At 72.4% G+C, this 14,541-nt stretch carries 13 protein-coding genes; 3 read left to right on the top strand and 10 right to left on the bottom strand.

What is annotated here, in order from left to right:
- Positions 1 to 202: 202 nt before the first annotated feature.
- The 3 genes from MFF56_RS30265 to MFF56_RS30255 all read right to left on the bottom strand — a co-directional run bounded on the left by MFF56_RS30265 (position 203) and on the right by MFF56_RS30255 (position 1,959).
- Complete coding sequence (locus MFF56_RS30265; protein ID WP_156454056.1) at positions 203 to 472, bottom strand: hypothetical protein; 270 nt, start codon at positions 470 to 472, stop codon at positions 203 to 205.
- A gap of 287 nt (positions 473 to 759) precedes the next feature.
- Positions 760 to 1,413, bottom strand: coding sequence for an FMN-binding negative transcriptional regulator (locus MFF56_RS30260; RefSeq protein WP_066927739.1), 654 nt, complete (start codon positions 1,411 to 1,413; stop codon positions 760 to 762).
- A 63-nt stretch (positions 1,414 to 1,476) separates the two neighbouring features.
- Entirely contained in the window at positions 1,477 to 1,959 is a 483-nt protein-coding gene (locus tag MFF56_RS30255; protein WP_238232061.1) for a cupredoxin domain-containing protein, read from the bottom strand.
- 312 nt (positions 1,960 to 2,271) lie between these two features.
- On the opposite strand from MFF56_RS30255, the gene MFF56_RS30250 reads away from it, so the two are divergent.
- The 3 genes from MFF56_RS30250 (at position 2,272) to MFF56_RS30240 (ending at position 5,731) form a co-directional block, all read left to right on the top strand.
- Positions 2,272 to 3,813, top strand: coding sequence for a CYTH and CHAD domain-containing protein (locus tag MFF56_RS30250; RefSeq protein WP_066927737.1), 1,542 nt, complete (start codon positions 2,272 to 2,274; stop codon positions 3,811 to 3,813).
- Between the two features lie 88 nt (positions 3,814 to 3,901).
- Entirely contained in the window at positions 3,902 to 5,038 is a 1,137-nt protein-coding gene (locus tag MFF56_RS30245) for a carboxylate-amine ligase (protein WP_066927735.1), read from the top strand.
- Between the two features lie 228 nt (positions 5,039 to 5,266).
- Positions 5,267 to 5,731 (top strand): tellurite resistance TerB family protein, encoded by a 465-nt coding sequence (locus MFF56_RS30240; protein ID WP_066927733.1) that lies wholly within the window; start codon positions 5,267 to 5,269, stop codon positions 5,729 to 5,731.
- 59 nt (positions 5,732 to 5,790) lie between these two features.
- Here MFF56_RS30240 and MFF56_RS30235 read toward each other — a convergent pair whose 3' ends face one another.
- The 7 genes from MFF56_RS30235 to MFF56_RS30205 all read right to left on the bottom strand — a co-directional run.
- Entirely contained in the window at positions 5,791 to 7,263 is a 1,473-nt protein-coding gene (locus MFF56_RS30235) for an NAD-dependent succinate-semialdehyde dehydrogenase (protein WP_066927731.1), read from the bottom strand.
- Positions 7,256 to 9,253 carry an acyl CoA:acetate/3-ketoacid CoA transferase gene (locus MFF56_RS30230; protein ID WP_066927729.1) on the bottom strand — a complete coding sequence of 666 codons (1,998 nt, stop codon included), beginning with the start codon at positions 9,251 to 9,253 and terminating at the stop codon, positions 7,256 to 7,258. Before MFF56_RS30230 ends, MFF56_RS30235 begins: the two co-directional genes overlap by 8 nt.
- Positions 9,254 to 9,274: 21 nt before the next feature.
- Positions 9,275 to 10,381: a class III poly(R)-hydroxyalkanoic acid synthase subunit PhaC gene (gene phaC, locus MFF56_RS30225; RefSeq protein ID WP_082773381.1), complete on the bottom strand. Its 1,107-nt coding sequence runs from the start codon at positions 10,379 to 10,381 to the stop codon at positions 9,275 to 9,277.
- On the bottom strand, positions 10,378 to 11,169 hold the full coding sequence (locus tag MFF56_RS30220) for a poly(R)-hydroxyalkanoic acid synthase subunit PhaE (RefSeq protein ID WP_066927727.1): 792 nt from the start codon (positions 11,167 to 11,169) through the stop codon (positions 10,378 to 10,380). The genes phaC and MFF56_RS30220 overlap by 4 nt, the downstream gene beginning before the upstream one ends.
- Positions 11,170 to 11,236: 67 nt before the next feature.
- The gene (locus tag MFF56_RS30215; protein ID WP_066927724.1) at positions 11,237 to 12,415 is read right to left on the bottom strand and encodes an iron-containing alcohol dehydrogenase; all 1,179 of its coding nucleotides are present in this window, start codon (positions 12,413 to 12,415) and stop codon (positions 11,237 to 11,239) included.
- A gap of 71 nt (positions 12,416 to 12,486) precedes the next feature.
- Positions 12,487 to 14,145, bottom strand: a complete 1,659-nt coding sequence (locus tag MFF56_RS30210) for an acetolactate synthase large subunit (RefSeq protein WP_066927722.1) — start codon at positions 14,143 to 14,145, stop codon at positions 12,487 to 12,489.
- 287 nt (positions 14,146 to 14,432) lie between these two features.
- Positions 14,433 to 14,541: cupin domain-containing protein (locus MFF56_RS30205; RefSeq protein ID WP_146221845.1), on the bottom strand; the 109-nt coding region annotated here is incomplete at its 5' end.

The following is a 14,541-nucleotide window of genomic DNA, read 5'->3' as shown; positions in this document are numbered from 1 at the left end:
CGAGCCCCGAGGAGGATCGGGCACGGGTGCCCCGGTCGGGACGGGAGAGCGGGCACGGTGCCCAAGCAGCCTCGCTCCACGATGGAGGGCGCGCCACGCGATCGCCCTGCCGGCAGAGGCGGGAGGGAAAGACCGTGCCGCCGTTCGAACGCCATCGCCCCGGGGAACGGACGATTCCCCGGGGCGACGCGGTGTGCTGGGCTCAGCGGGCCGCGGGGGCCGTGCCGGCCGGCGGCATCGCGGTTCCGGTGCCCGCCGGCGCCCCCGGGGCGACCGTGCCGGTCGCGCCCGGCACGTCGCGGCCCGGCATGCCCTTCTCGGCGTTGCTCTTCACGCTGCCCGGATTGTTCAGGTTCTTCTCCGCGCTGTCGGCCGGGGTGCCGACCGTGGTGGCGGGCGCCGGGGCCGCCTGCGCGAAGGCCGCACCGGTCAGGGCGAGGGTGGCCGCGAGGGCGAGAGCAGTCGAGCGCATTGATGTCTCCTTATCCAGGTCGGATCTTCTGTGTTGGCCGACTCGCCAACCGACTTGAACTCGGAAAGGTTCGGCCCGAGCGGGCATAAATTTCGCCGCAATGCAATTGAACCCGGCGTCGCGGGCCTCCGAGACGCTCCGGTCCGTCCGAGCCGGCCGGCGCATCCCCGCCCGCGGCGCCGGGCCGACGCGCTCGCGGGTGCCGGCCCGGCTCCAGCCTGTCGTCTCGACGCACCCTCCTGGGCCAAACCGGTGTCCGCGTCGGCCGAGGGCGTCGCGGGTCCGGCTCAGCGGGGCGTTCCGGCGCCGGCCCTCGCCACCAGCGCGGCGACCGGGTCGGCCGGGCCGCCCTCCCCCGTCAGGCCGGCGACGACGCCCGCGCGGTCGGCCTCCGAGCGGTTCTGGCTCATCTTCCACTTGCCGGCGATGCGCGTGATCGCGACCTCGACCCCGACGATCCCGCGGATCTGCGCCTCGGTGAAGGCCTCCGGCGCGTCCGAGACCGCCCATGGCTCCGGCCGGGCGGCCTCGCGGGCCGCGGTCAGGTCCTCGATCTGGCGGCGCAGCCAGCCCGCGTCCTCGACGACGCGGGGGCGGCCCCAGACCTGGACGGTCGCGTAGTTCCAGGTCGGCACCACCCGGCCGGTCTCGCGCTTGGTGGCGTACCAGGAGGGCGTGACGTAGGCCTGCGGACCCTGGAACACGCAGAGGCATTCCTCAACCGCGGCGAGGTCCCGCCATTGCGGGTTGGGCCGGGCGAGATGCGCGCGCAGCGTCCCGTGCGCCTGCGTCCCGGCGGGCGCCGCGTCGAGCAGGAACGGGATCGGGTTCGCCAGGAGGCCGCCGGGGCCGGCGCTGACGAGCAGGCCGAGCGGGTGGGCGCGGACCAGGGCGGCCAAAGCCGCCGGGTCGTCCTCGCGAAAGTGCGGCGGCTCGTACACGAATCCTCTCCGGCATCGGGGCGCCGGAGAGGATGGACCGAAAGCGCGGGCGCCGGAAGGCCCTCAGGCCGGCGGCGTGAGGATCAGCTTGCCGACGAAGGGCGCGTTCTGCTTCGTGGTTCCGGTGCAGGCGTAGTCGTGCTCGCCCGCCGGCATGGTGCGCAGGCGGAGCGTCCCCTTCCCGTTCTGCTTGACGAGGTAGCCCTTCTCGCTCGCCACGTGGACGAGGTCGCCGTCGGCGTGCAGCACCCGGGCGTTCTCGAACTGGCCGGGCGCGGTGATCGTCACCGGCGTCCCGGCGGAGCTGACCACGCGGATCTCCACGTTGGTGTCGGCCGGCAGGCGCAGCTCGGCCGGCGCGCAGACCGGCTTGCCGTCCTGCTCGCTGATGGTGATCTCGACCGGCGGCATCACGTCGGTCGCGGGCTTGGGCAGCGGCTTCGATTGCTCGGCCGCGGCCGGCACGGCCAGCGCCAGGGCGGCGGTCAGGCCGCCCGCCACCAGGGCGCCGGCAAGGGGTCCGGTCAGCCGGGGGGTGAATCGCATCGCGTCCGCTCCGTCTCGCATCCGTCGGGGTGAGGGAAAGCCGTGCAGACAGTCCGGACGGGCGGGGTCTGGTTCCGGCGCGCGACGCGCCGCCGCGCCCGGGCCGGCCGGCCGCGCGACTTCTTCGGCCGCCCGGCCGATCCGATCGCCGCCTCGTGCGTTGGCGAGCCGGACCCGCCCCGCGTCCGGCTTCGCCGGGCGTGCGCCGCGTCCGGCCTGGCCGGGCGTGCTATGACGCGACGACGCGCGCGGGGCGCGAATCGACGGAGACGGCCGCCCCGCGGCGGCCCCGAGGAGACGGAAAGACACTGCATGAGCGCGCCGCGCGAGGTCGAGCTGAAACTGGAATGCGTCGGGCCGGACCTGTCGGCGCTGGCGCGGCACCCGCTGCTGCAGGGCACGCCCGAGCCCCAGCTCATCGTCTCCACCTATTTCGACACCGCCGACCAGGACCTGCGCGCGGCGGGGCTGACGCTCCGCGTCCGGCGCAAGGGCGAGCGCTTCGTGCAGACCGTGAAGGCCGGCGAGGGCGGCGTCGGCCTGTTCGACCGGGCCGAGTGGGAGGTCGCGGTCGCGGGCGAGACGCCGGACCGGGAGGCCTTCGCCGACACGCCGGTCCGCGCCGTGCTGGAGGCGGCCAGGAAACCCGCCCTCGTGCCCCTGTTCAGCACCGTGGTGATGCGCGCCGAGCACCCGATCGAGTACGGCGCCTCCCGCATCCTGGCGACCCTCGACGCGGGCCGGGTCGAGACGCCGGCCAGCGGCGACACGACGCTGAGCGAGCTGGAGCTGGAACTCGAATCGGGCTCGGCCGGCGACCTCTTCGCCCTCGCCCAGGCCCTCGCCGAGACGGTGCCGCTGCGGCTCGGCGCGCGCAGCAAGAGCGAGCGCGGCTACGCGCTCCTCGACGGCCGCTCGCTTCGCCCGAGGAAGGCCGAGCCGGTCGCGATCCCCGAGGAGGCGCGCGCGGCCGACGCCTTCCGGCTGGTCGCGCTGGCCTGCCTGCGGCAGCTGCGCCTCAACGAGGAGGTGTTCCTCGCGGCCCGGCCCGCCGAGGCCCTGCACCAGATGCGGGTGGCGCTGCGTCGCCTGCGCTCGGCCTTCTCGCTGTTCAAGCCGATCCTCGAGGGCGACCCGCGCGCGGCCGCGCTGAACGAGGAGATCAAGCGCGTCACCGCGCCCTTCGGGGAGGCGCGCAACCTCGACGTGTTCCTCGCCACCACCCTGCCGGCCGAGATCGAGCGGCGGCCGGACGAGCCCGGCCTCGCGGCTCTGCGCGAGCGGCTGGAGGCCGAGCACGCCCGCGCCTACGCCGCGGTGACGGCGACCCTCGACGCGCCGGAATGGCGCGCGCTCCTCATCGACCTCGTCGCCTGGATCGAGACCGGGCCCTGGCGCGAGGCGCCGGGCGCGGATGAGCCGGCCCCCGACTTCGCCGCCCGGGTGCTCGAGCGCTTCCGCCGCCGGGTGAAGCGGCGCGGCCGCCATCTCGACCGGCTCGACCCGGAGGAGCGCCACCGGGTCCGCATCGCCGCCAAGAAGCTGCGCTACGGGGCGGAGTTCTTCGCCGGCCTCTACGGATCGAAGAAGGCGCGCAAGCGCCACAAGGTCTTCGGCGACGCGCTCTCCGACCTGCAGGACCATCTGGGCGCGCTCAACGACCTCGCCACGGCCCACACGGTGATGGCCGGCCTCGCCGTGCCCGGGGATGGCGCCGCCGGACCGGTCGATGGGGCGGTCGCGTTCGCGGCGGGCCTGACCGCCGCCGACAAGGAGGCGGAGGCCGGCACGCTCCTCGAGAAGGCGGCGGAGGCCCACGACGACCTCGTCGACGTGAAACCCTTCTGGCGCTGACGCGCTTTCTGGCGTTGACGCGCTTCCTGGCTCTGACGGGCCGGCCCGAAACTTGCCGCGCGGGCCCGACGGGGCCGGGAGAGACGGCATGAGCCACGCCTACAGCTTCGGCATCGAGGAGGAGTTCTTCCTGGCCGACGCCCGCACGCGCGGCAGCCCCGGCCCGCGGGTGCGCGATTTCCACGCGGCCGTTGAGGCCGGCGTCCCGAACGCCGAGCGCGAGATGCTGGAGAGCCAGATCGAGATCTGCTCGCCGCCCTCGGAGAGCTTCCCGGAGGCGGCCGAGCGGCTGCGGACCGCGCGGGCGGCGCTCGCGGCGATCGGGCGCCGGCACGGCGTCCTGGTCTTCGCGGCCGGCACGCACCCGACCGCCCTGTGGCGGCACCTGCGCGCGACGGATGCGGAGCGCTACGACGGCATCCTGGGCGACCTGCGCATGGTCGGGCGGCGCAGCGTGGTCTGCGGCACGCATGTCCACGTCGCGGTGGCCGACCCGGAGGCCCGCGTGGGCCTCGCCAACCGGCTGCTACCCTTCGCGCCGCTGCTCCTCGCGCTCTCGGCCGGCTCGCCCTTCTGGCAGGGCCGTCCGACCGGGCTGATGGGCTACCGCCTCAGGGTCTACGCCGAGCTGCCGCGCACGGGGCTGCCGGACCTGTTCGACGACGCGGAGGACTACGCGCGCTACGTCCGGATCATGACCCGGACCGGGGCGATCGCGGATGCGAGCTTCCTCTGGTGGATCCTGCGGGTCTCGCCGAAATACCCGACGCTGGAGCTGCGCATCGCCGATTCCTGCCCGCACCTGCCGGACGCGCTCGTGATCGCGGCCCTGTTCCGCTGCCTCGTGCGCCGGGTCGAGCGCGATCCCGGCCTCAATGCCCGGCTCACGGGGGCGTCGCGCGGCTTCATCACCGAGAATCTCTGGCGGGCGGAGCGGGACGGGGTGCGGGCCGAGCTGATCGACGAGGCCGCGGAGCGCGCCGTGCCGGTCTCTGAGGCGGTGGAGAGCCTGCTGGCGCTGATCGCCGAGGACGCGGCGGCGCTCGGCTGCGCCGGGATCTGCGCCGACGCGCGCCGGATCGCGGCCGCGGGGACGAGCGCCGACCGCCAGCTCCGCATCTTCGAGGCCGCCCGGTCGGCGGGGCTGGGACGGCGCGCGGCGCTCTCGGCGGTCGTCGACGCGCTCGCCCGGGAGACGGAGGGCGCGGCGGATCGGGAGGCTTGAGGCCCGGGATCCCGGGCGGCGGGCCGTCCCCTTCGGAGGGGGGCGTCGGGGACGGCCCGTCGGCCGTGTCGAGGATCGCGACGCGGCCCGTGCACTCTCGGGCCTGCGCGTTTCCGGCATGTGTCCGGCGGGACCGATGCGTGTCCGGCGCGCGCCGGCCTGCGGCTTTTCCGGCTCCGGCGCGTTATCCGGGCCCGGCCGTTCCAAGCCCCCGAGCATCCGAGACCCATGCTGCCGTTCGCCGACCTCCTCGATCGCCTCTCCCGCACCGTGACGGCCTATGCGGGCGACAGGGACCTGATGCTGGCCGGGGTCTCGGCCGCCGCCAACGTGATGGTGGCCGACGGCGAGGTGGCGGGCTCGGAGTTCGAGACCGCGCTCGCCGGCCTGCGGGCGAACCCGGTGCTGGAGAAGGGCTATGACGGCCTGATGCTGGAGGCGGAACTCTACGACGGCATCGCCCGGGCCCGCACCCGTGCGGGCCGCGCCGAGAACCTGCGCAACGTCGCACGGATCGCCGAGCGCCCGTCGGAGCAGCGCGAGAGCGTGTTCCTGATCGCCGCCGACGTCGCCGACCACGACGGCATCGCGCCCGTCGAGGCGACGGCCCTGGGCGAGATCGCCACCGGGCTGGCGCTCGATCCGGCGGCGCTGCTGCGCGCCTCGCCGGTCCGGCGCCCGCCCGCGGCGTAGGTCGGCTGCGGCGTAGGTCGCCCGCGGCCCGCCCCTCCGGGCGGGCCGCACGACGGGTTTCAGGCGCCGAGGCCGCCGACGCAGACGTACTTGGTGTTCAGGTAGTCCTCGATGCCCTGGTGGCCGCCCTCGCGGCCGACACCGGACTCCTTCACGCCGCCGAAGGGCGCCACCTCGGTGGTGATGATGCCCTCGTTGACGCCGACCATGCCGTATTCCAGCGCCTCCGAGACCCGGAACACGCGGCCGAGGTCGCGCGTGTAGAAGTAGCAGGCCAGCCCGAACTCCGTGTCGTTGGCCATCGCGATCGCCTCCGCCTCGTCGCGGAAGCGGAAGAGCGGCGCCAGCGGACCGAAGGTCTCCTCCTTGGCCACGTCCATGCCCGGCACCACGTCGATCAGCACGGTCGGCTCGAAGAACGAGCCGCCGAGCGCGTGGCGGCGGCCCCCCGCGATCACCCGGGCGCCCTTGGCGGTGGCGTCGCGGATATGCGCCTCGACCTTCTCGACCGCGGCGTGGTCGATGAGCGGGCCCTGCACCACGCCCTCCTCCGCGCCGTTGCCGACCTTCAGCGCCTTGGCCGCCGCCGCCATCTTCTCCGCGAAGGCGTCGTAGACGCCGTCCTGCACCAGAACCCGGTTGGTGCAGACGCAGGTCTGGCCCGAGTTGCGATACTTGGCCAGCATCGCGCCCTCGACCGCCCGGTCGAGGTCGGCGTCGTCGAAGACGATGAAGGGCGCGTTGCCGCCAAGCTCCATCGAGACCTTCTTCACCGTGCCGGCGGCCTGGCTCATCAGGATCTTGCCGACCTCCGTCGAGCCCGTGAAGGTGATCTTCTTCACCAGCGGGTTGCCGGTGAGTTCGCCGCCGATCGCCCGGGCCGAGCCGGTGAGGATCGAGACGAGGCCCGCCGGGATGCCGGCCCGCTCGCAGAGCAGGCCCCAGACCAGCCCCGAGAGCGGGGTCTGGGTGGCGGGCTTGATCACGATGGGGCAGCCGGCGGCGAGCGCGGGTGCCAGCTTGCGGGCGATCATCGACGAGGGGAAGTTCCAGGGCGTGATCGCCCCCACCACGCCGACCGGCTCCTTGGTGACGAGGATGCGCCGGTTCTGCCAGGGCGAGGGGATGACCTCGCCGTAGACGCGCCGCGCTTCTTCCGCGAACCACGTGACGTAGCCCGCCGACATGGTGACCTCGGCCCGCGCCTCGGCGAGCGACTTGCCCTGCTCGGCGGTGAGGATGCGGGCCAGATCCTCCTGGTTCTCGGTGATCAGCGCCGCGAGCGTCTTCAGCAGCGTGGCGCGCTCGGCGGCGGTCTTGGCGCGCCAGGCCGGATAGGCCGCGTGCGCCGCTTGAATCGCCCGGCGCGTCTCCTCGACGCCGGCATTCGGCACCCGGGCCAGCAGGGCGCCGGTGGCGGGGTTCGTCACCTCGATCGACCCGGAGCCGCTCTTCGACCATTCACCGCCGATCAGGCAGGCATCGACGAGCAGGCTCGGGTCCTTCAGGGACAGGGTCTCGGTCTCAGGCATTCTGTTGTTCCTTGGGCGGCTGCGGCTTGGCGGGCCGCGCCTTGATGGACACGCTTTGGGCTGTGTTCCTCGCCTGTGCCTCTGCTTTTGTCTCGAACACGTGGGGCGCCAGATCGCGACTTGCCAGCGAGGCGCCGAGCTTCAGTCGCATGAAGGCGCTCGTCGTGTAACGCGCCGCGGTCGCGTAGTATCGGTTCTCCAGATACGCGATCGTGGAGAAGTAGGCATCGCTGATCGTCGGGTCGCACTCGAACCCGTCGTAGTTCGCCACGAGATGGACCTTGCGGCCGATCTCCTGGCAGGCCCGCTCGAACTCGCGGCGCACCAGCTCGACGTCGTCGATCGTGCGGACCTGGAAGCCTTCGAGGTTCGAGAACAGGATGTTGCGCTCCGGATCGTAGCTGATCCGCTCTGCAAGAGAGAGGCCGAGCAGCCAGGGCTCCAGCCCCATCACCGCCTCCCGGAACAGGCGCGGGTCCATCGAGCGCGGGTTCTGGACGATCGGCGAGAAGCCCATCTGGGCGAGGATGTCCCGCTCGATGTCGATCCCGGGCGCCACCTCGACGAGTTCCATGCCGGCGCGCGTGCGCCGAAAGACGCAGCGCTCCGTGACGTAGAGCACCGGCTGCCCGCGCTCGGCCGCGAAGGCGCCCGAGAACGTCACCTGCTCCACTGCCGCGATGAACTTGCGCGAGCGCCCCTCCTGCAGGATGCGCAGGGCCCCGTCCTCGATCGCGACCTCCAGCCCGCCCGCCGTGAAGGTGCCGGCGAAGACGAGGCTCTTGGCGTTCTGCGAGATGTTGATGAAGCCGCCCGCTCCCGCGAGGCGCTTGCCGAAGCGGCTGACGTTGACGTTGCCTTGGCTGTCGCACTGGGCGAGGCCCAGGCAGGCGAGGTCGAGCCCGCCGCCGTCGTAGAAGTCGAACTGCTGGTTCTGGTGCAGCACGGCGGCCGGATTCAGCGCCGCGCCGAAATCGAGCCCGCCCTGCGGCAGGCCGCCGATCACGCCGGGCTCGGCGGTCAGCGTCAGGTACTTCAGCACCCGCTCCTCGGCGGCGACCGCGGCGACGCCCTCCGGCATGCCGATGCCGAGGTTGACCACGCCGCCCGGCGGCAGCTCGAAGGCGCAGCGCCGGGCGATGACCTTGCGCTCGTCGAGTCCGATCGGCGCGATCCGGTCGAGCGGCACCCGCTGGCGGCCCGTGAAGGCGTGGTTGTAGGCGGTGCCGTAGGTCTGGCGGTGGTTCTCGGGCTGGCTCAGCACCACGCAATCGACCAGCACGCCCGGGATCTGCACCTCGCGCGGGTTGAGGGAGCCGGTCTCGGCCAGCCGCTCCACCTGCGCGATCACGAAGCCGCCGGAATTCTTGGCCGCCATCGCGGCCGCGAGGTTGTCGAGCGTCAGCGCCTCGCGCTCCATGGTGATGTTGCCGGCCGGGTCCGCGGTCGTGCCGCGGATCAGCGCGACGTGGATCGGGAAGGCCCGGTAGTGCAGCCAGGGCTCGCCGCCGAGCTCGACCACGCTGACGAGGTCCTCGGTCGTCTTCGCGTTGAGCCGGCCGCCCTCAAGGCGCGGGTCCACGAAGGTGTTGAGCCCGACCTTGGTGATGTGGCCGGGCGTGTGCGCGGCGATCTCGCGGTAGAGGTGCGAGACCACGCCGAGCGGCAGGTTGTAGGCCTCGATCTCGCCCTCGACCGCCATGGCGCCGAGCTTCGGCACCAGCGACCAGTGCCCACCGACGACGCGCCGCACGAGGCCCGGCAGGGCCAGCCGGTTGAGCCCCCGCTCCTTGCCGTCGCCGGGGGCGGCGGCGAACATCAGGCCGAGATCGCGCGGGGCGCCGGTCGCCTCGAAGCGGCGGGCGAGCGCCAGGATCAGCTCGTCCGGCGTGCCGATGCCGACGAAGCCCGACACCGCCACCATGTCGCCGTCGTGGATGATCGCCGCCGCCTCGTCGGCGCTGACGATCTTGTTCTTCAGGCTGCCCATCGCGTTGCCCCCCCTGCCCCGTCAGCCCCGCGCGCTCAGCCAGTCGGCGATGCCGGAACCCAGGAGCGCCTGCGCCTTGCCGCCGACGAAGACGCCGACATGGCCGCCGGGCAGGCCCAGTTCCGTGTAGTCCTCGGTGCCGATCTTGCCCTGGAGCGCCCGGGAGGTAGCCGGCGGGATGATGTGATCGTCCTTGGCGAAGACGTTGAGCACCGGGCAGGTGATCTGGCTGAGCTTCACGGGGCGGCCCGACAGCTCGAAGCGGCTCTCGACCAGCTTGTTCTCCTGGTAGAGGTCCTTCAGCCACTGCTTGGCCGCCTCGCCCGGATGGTCCGGCCGGTCGGCGATCCACTTCTCCATGCGCAGGAAGTTCAGGAACTTCTTCTTGTCGGCGAGCGCGTCGAGCAGGTCGAGGTTGTACTTCGTCAGGGTCCGCATCGGCGTCATCATCGAGAAGACCGAGCCCATCAGGGCGCCGGGCAGCGAGCCCTGCGTCTCGATCAGCCGGTCGATGTCCTCGGGCCGCAGCGAGCGCGCCCAGATGTTGATGAAGCCGTGGCCCGGGCGGTTGTCGACTTGGTCGGCGTGGAAGTCGATCGGCGTGATGGTGAGCACCATCGCGTTGACCTGATCGGGGTTGAGCGCGGCGTAGCAGGTGGTGAACACGCCGCCCTCGCAGATGCCGAGCAGGTTGACCTTCTCGCGCTCCGTGCGCTCCTGGATCACGTTCACGCACTCGGCGAGGTAGCCGTCCACGTAGTCGTCGATGGTGACGAAGCGCTCGGCCCGGCCCGGATTGCCCCAGTCGACCACCCAGAGGTCGAGCCCGAGATTCAGGAGGTTGCGCACCAGCGAGCGGTCCTCCTGCAGGTCCGCCATCGTGTAGCGGCCGATCAGCCCGTAGACGATCAGCACCGGGGGCAGGCCCTTGGACTCGGCGAGCGGCCGGTAGCGGTAGAGCGAGACCTTGTCCTGGGTCCAGACGAGGTCCTTCGGCGTGGTGGCGATCTGCACGTCGGCGTCGCGGATCTCGCCGAAGAGCCGGGCGCCCTCGGCGATGCGGCGCCCGAGCGCGGAGGCCTCCGCCACGGCGTCGGCGGGCGTGATGGTGGGGCGGTTGCTGCTCACGCTGAGGCCTCCTTCCGGCCGGCACGCCGCGGGCGCTTCAGCGCGCGCAGCTCCCGGCGCAGTTCGGTGACGGTCTTGTGCAGGTCGTCGAGTTCCGAGCGCGTCGGGTAGCCGAACATCCGGCTGTAGAACTCGGCGAGATCGCCTTGGGCGAGGCGCAGCTCGGTCGCCGCCGTCAGCGAGTCCCGCTGGCTCGCCAGGAAGGCGTCCGAGCGCTGCGTCTCGATCAGGACGTCGTTGGCGGTCTCGATCCAGAGCGCCATCAGGTCGCGGGCGGATTCGAGCGGCTTGCCGGCCTCGGCCCTGGCGTTCACCGCCTGCGAGAAGGCGCCGGTCGCCCGCGTCCAGGCCTCCAGCATCAGGGTGTTGTGCTCGAGGTTGCGCCGCCGCAGCGCCGTCCAGGCCGCGGTGAGCGCGGCGAACTTGCGCTCGACCTGGAACAGGTCGGCGAATTGCGGCCCCTCGGCCATCCGGCTCAGCGCCGCGTCCACCTCGCTCGTGGCCGAGAGCCAGCCGCGCGGGTCGAACACCTTGGCCAGCACCTCGGCGGCGACCGGGTCGTGCCCGTCCTTGGCCGCCAGCGAGCCGGTGAAGCTCGTGGCGACCGCCTGCGCGTCGGCCCAGGCGCGGGCGTAGGCGGCCTGCGCCTTCTGCGCCGCGTCCGCGTCCGCCGCCGGGGCGGGGCCGGCCGCGAGGGCGCCCATCATGTTGGCCTGGGCCTCGGCGAAGGAGCGGGCGCCCCGACCCCACAGCTCCGCCATCGCCTTCACGCTCTCGAAGGGATCCATCGACGCCGCCTCCCTGTCCCGTACCCTCGCGCCGCCGGGCGTCCGGGCCCGGCGGGACCCGACCGCCTCAGGCGGCCCGCTGCGCCGTGCCGTCGAGCGCCTCGGCGTAGATCGCGTAGGCGTCCTGATGGGTGACCTCGCGGGGGTTGTTCACGAGGAGCCGGGTCTGCTTCATCGCGTCGGTGGCCAGCCGCTCCAGATCGTCGGACGTCACGCCGACTTCGGCCAGCGAGGCCGGCACCTTGCAGTCCCGGCAGATCGCCGCGAGGCCGTCCACGAAGCGGGCCGCGGCCTGGTCCTCGGGCAGGTTCGCCGCCTCCGGGTCGAGGACGGCCGCGAGCTCGGCGTAGAGCCCCTGCGCGTGGCCGAGGTTGAACCGCATCACGCCCATCAGCACCAGGGCGTTCGAGAGCCCGTGCGGCACGTGGAAGATCGCCCCGATCGGGTAGGCCAGCGCGTGCACCGCCGCGACCGGCGCGTTGGCGAAGGCCATGCCGGCGAGCATCGAGCCGAGCAGCATCCCTGAGCGCGCCGCGAGGTTCTTCGGCTCGGAGCAGGCGGTGCGGATGTTGGCCGACAGGAGCGCCAGCGCCTGCTTGGCGAGCTGGTCCGAGATCGGGTTCTTCTTGTTCTTGCTGGTGAAGGCCTCGATGGCGTGCACCATCGCGTCGATGCCGGTCGCGGCGGTGACGTGGGCGGGCAGGCCAAGCGTCAGCTCGGGGTCGAGCACGGCCCAGTCGGGCAGGAGCTTGTGGGAGACCACGCCCTTCTTCTCGGTGGTCGGCGTGGTGACGATCGAGATCGGCGTCACCTCCGAGCCGGTGCCGGCGGTGGTGGGCACGAGGATCAGCGGCAGGCGCTCGCCGAGCGCCAAGCCGACGCCGTAGATGTCGTCGAGCCGCTCGTCGGACCTGGCGAGGTAGGCCACGAGCTTGGCCGTATCGAGGGCCGAGCCGCCGCCGATCGAGAGCACGAGGTCGGTGCCGGCCTCGCGGGCCTTCGCGACCGCGCTCTCGATGACGCTGGCCGGCGGGTCGGCCTTCACGTCGTCGAACACGTCGATCTCGACGCCGGCCTCGGCCAGGGCCTTCTCGGCCGGGGCGGTGAGGCCGACGTCGCGCACGCCCTTGTCGGTGACGAGCAGGACGCGCTTGGCCTTCAGCCCGGCCACGATCTCCGGAAGCTTCTTCGAGGCGCCGGGCTCGAACAGCACGTTCGGCGTGGTCTGGAAGGTGAAGGGCTTCATGGCGGCGCTATCCGTTCTCGGGTTCGACGTCGGGCCTCCGCGCGGGCGGCGCCGCGCGGAGGGAGAGGGCCTCAGGCGTTCGCGTCGGGCTGCGACGGCTTCACCTTCTCGCGCAGCTCCTTCACGAGGACGCGCGTGTTCTCCGAGTAGTCGATCGGCACCGCCACGAGGTGGACGCCGCCGGCCTGGAAGGCCCGCTCCAGCGTCGGCCCCAGATCCTCGACCGCGCCGACCCGGTGGCCGGTGGCGCCGTAGGACTCGGCGTACTTCACGAAGTCGGGGTTCTTGAAGGTCATGCCGTAGTCCGGGAACTCGTCGACCGCCTGCTTCCAGCGGATCATGCCGTAGGCCGAGTCGTCCAGGATCAGCACCACGAGGTTGAGGCCGAGGCGCACCGCGGTCTCCATCTCCTGGCTGTTCATCATGAAGCCGCCGTCGCCGCAGACCGCCATCACGCGGCGCTTCGGGTAGAGCAGCGCCGCCATCATGGCCGAGGGCAGGCCCGCGCCCATGGTGGCGAGCGCGTTATCGAGCAGCAGCGTGTTGGCCACGTAGGTGCGGTAGTTACGGGCGAACCAGATCTTGTACATCCCGTTGTCGAGGCAGACGATTCCGTCCTCGGGGATGACCTTTCGCACGTCGCGCACCAGCCGCTGCGGGGTGACGGGGAAGCGGTCCTCGTCGGCCCGGTCCGCGATGCGGGAGAGGATGTGCTCGCGCAGCGGCAGGAGCGCGCCCGCGTTCGGGAGCCGGTCCTCGAGCCGGTCGGCCAGCAGCTTCAGCGTGGGGCCGAGATCGCCCACCACCTCGGCGTCGGGGTAGTAGACCTGCTCGACGTTGGCCGGGGTGTAGCTGATGTGCAGCACCTTCTGGTCGGGCTGGCCCATGAAGAAGGGCGGCTTCTCGACCGTGTCGTGGCCGATGGCGATGATGAGGTCGGCGGCGTCGATGGCCTCGTGCACGTAGTCGCGCTCGGAGAGCGCGGCGGTGCCCATGTAGAGGCGCGTGCCGTGCGCGACCGTGCCCTTGCCCATCTGCGTGGTGAAGAAGGGGATGCCGGTGCGCTGCACGAAGCCGCCGAGGTCGCTCGTGGAGCGCGGGCGGGAGGCGGCCGCGCCCAGCATCACCAGCGGGCGCTTGGCCGCCAGGATCATCTCGGCGGCGCGCTCGATCGCCTTCGGGTGGGCTACGGGAATGTCGATCGGGTGCGAGGGCACCGTGTAGGACTCGGCCTCCTCGGCGGCGATGTCCTCGGGCAGTTCCAGCAGCACCGGGCCGGGGCGCTCCTCCATGGCGACCCGGAAGGCGTCGCGCACGATGGTGGGGATCGAGGAGGCGGAGACGATCTGGCGGGCCATCTTGGTGATCGGCTTCATCGAGGCGATCACGTCGACGATCTGGAAGCGGGCCTGGCGCGAGGACAGGATGCCCTTCTGGCCGGTGATGATGATCATCGGCATGGCGCCGAGATGCGCGTAGGCCGCGCCCGTGGAGAAGTTGAGCGCGCCCGGGCCGAGGGTGGCGAGGCACACGCCCGGCTTGCCGGTGAGCCGCCCGTAGGTGGCCGCCATGAAGGCCGCGGCCTGCTCGTGGCGCGTGAGGACCAGCTCGATCTTCGAGGTGCGGAGCGACTCGACGATGTCGAGGTTCTCCTCGCCCGGGATGCCGAAGACGCGATCGACGCCCTCGTTCTCAAGCGCTCGCACCAGCAGGTCGGATCCCTTCGGCATCCTCTCGGTCCCTCTCGTCTCGCCGCGCCGGCCGGATCCGGCCGCGCGGTCCCTGTGTCGGATAGCCGGGGTTTCCTGCAAGCTGGTGCGACGGACAACCAGTTCAGCCGGCTCGAACCGGGCGCGAGTATAGGATTCGAAGCGGATGAAAGCGGTTCCGCGCCGCCTTCATGCGAGAGGCAGTATTCATGCCGCGCCGGTCCGCGCGGCGGGCGGCGCCGCCCCGCGCGGGGCGCGGATGCCCCCGCGGGGCGCGGATGCCCGCGCCTGCCCGGGTGCCGCGGCCGTCAGCGTCCGTAGATGTCCTCGACGCGGATGATGTCGTCCTCGCCGGTATAGGAGCCGACCTGGACCTCGATCAGCTCGAGCGGGATCTTGCCCGGATTGGTCAGGCGG

Origin of the sequence: Methylobacterium hispanicum (assembly GCF_022179285.1) — a bacterium.
GTDB lineage: Bacteria > Pseudomonadota > Alphaproteobacteria > Rhizobiales > Beijerinckiaceae > Methylobacterium > Methylobacterium hispanicum.
Note: the sequence above shows the minus strand (reverse complement) of the source record. Positions and strands in the feature narration are given on the sequence as shown.

Coding starts and splice junctions, on each gene's coding strand:
- MFF56_RS30265 (WP_156454056.1), bottom strand. CDS start 472: ATGCGCTCGACTGCTCTCGCCCTCGCGGCCACCCTCGCCCTGACCGGT.
- MFF56_RS30255 (WP_238232061.1), bottom strand. CDS start 1,959: ATGCGATTCACCCCCCGGCTGACCGGACCCCTTGCCGGCGCCCTGGTG.
- MFF56_RS30250 (WP_066927737.1), top strand. CDS start 2,272: ATGAGCGCGCCGCGCGAGGTCGAGCTGAAACTGGAATGCGTCGGGCCG.
- MFF56_RS30245 (WP_066927735.1), top strand. CDS start 3,902: ATGAGCCACGCCTACAGCTTCGGCATCGAGGAGGAGTTCTTCCTGGCC.
- MFF56_RS30240 (WP_066927733.1), top strand. CDS start 5,267: ATGCTGCCGTTCGCCGACCTCCTCGATCGCCTCTCCCGCACCGTGACG.
- MFF56_RS30235 (WP_066927731.1), bottom strand. CDS start 7,263: ATGCCTGAGACCGAGACCCTGTCCCTGAAGGACCCGAGCCTGCTCGTC.
- MFF56_RS30230 (WP_066927729.1), bottom strand. CDS start 9,253: ATGGGCAGCCTGAAGAACAAGATCGTCAGCGCCGACGAGGCGGCGGCG.
- MFF56_RS30220 (WP_066927727.1), bottom strand. CDS start 11,169: ATGGATCCCTTCGAGAGCGTGAAGGCGATGGCGGAGCTGTGGGGTCGG.
- MFF56_RS30215 (WP_066927724.1), bottom strand. CDS start 12,415: ATGAAGCCCTTCACCTTCCAGACCACGCCGAACGTGCTGTTCGAGCCC.
- MFF56_RS30210 (WP_066927722.1), bottom strand. CDS start 14,145: ATGCCGAAGGGATCCGACCTGCTGGTGCGAGCGCTTGAGAACGAGGGC.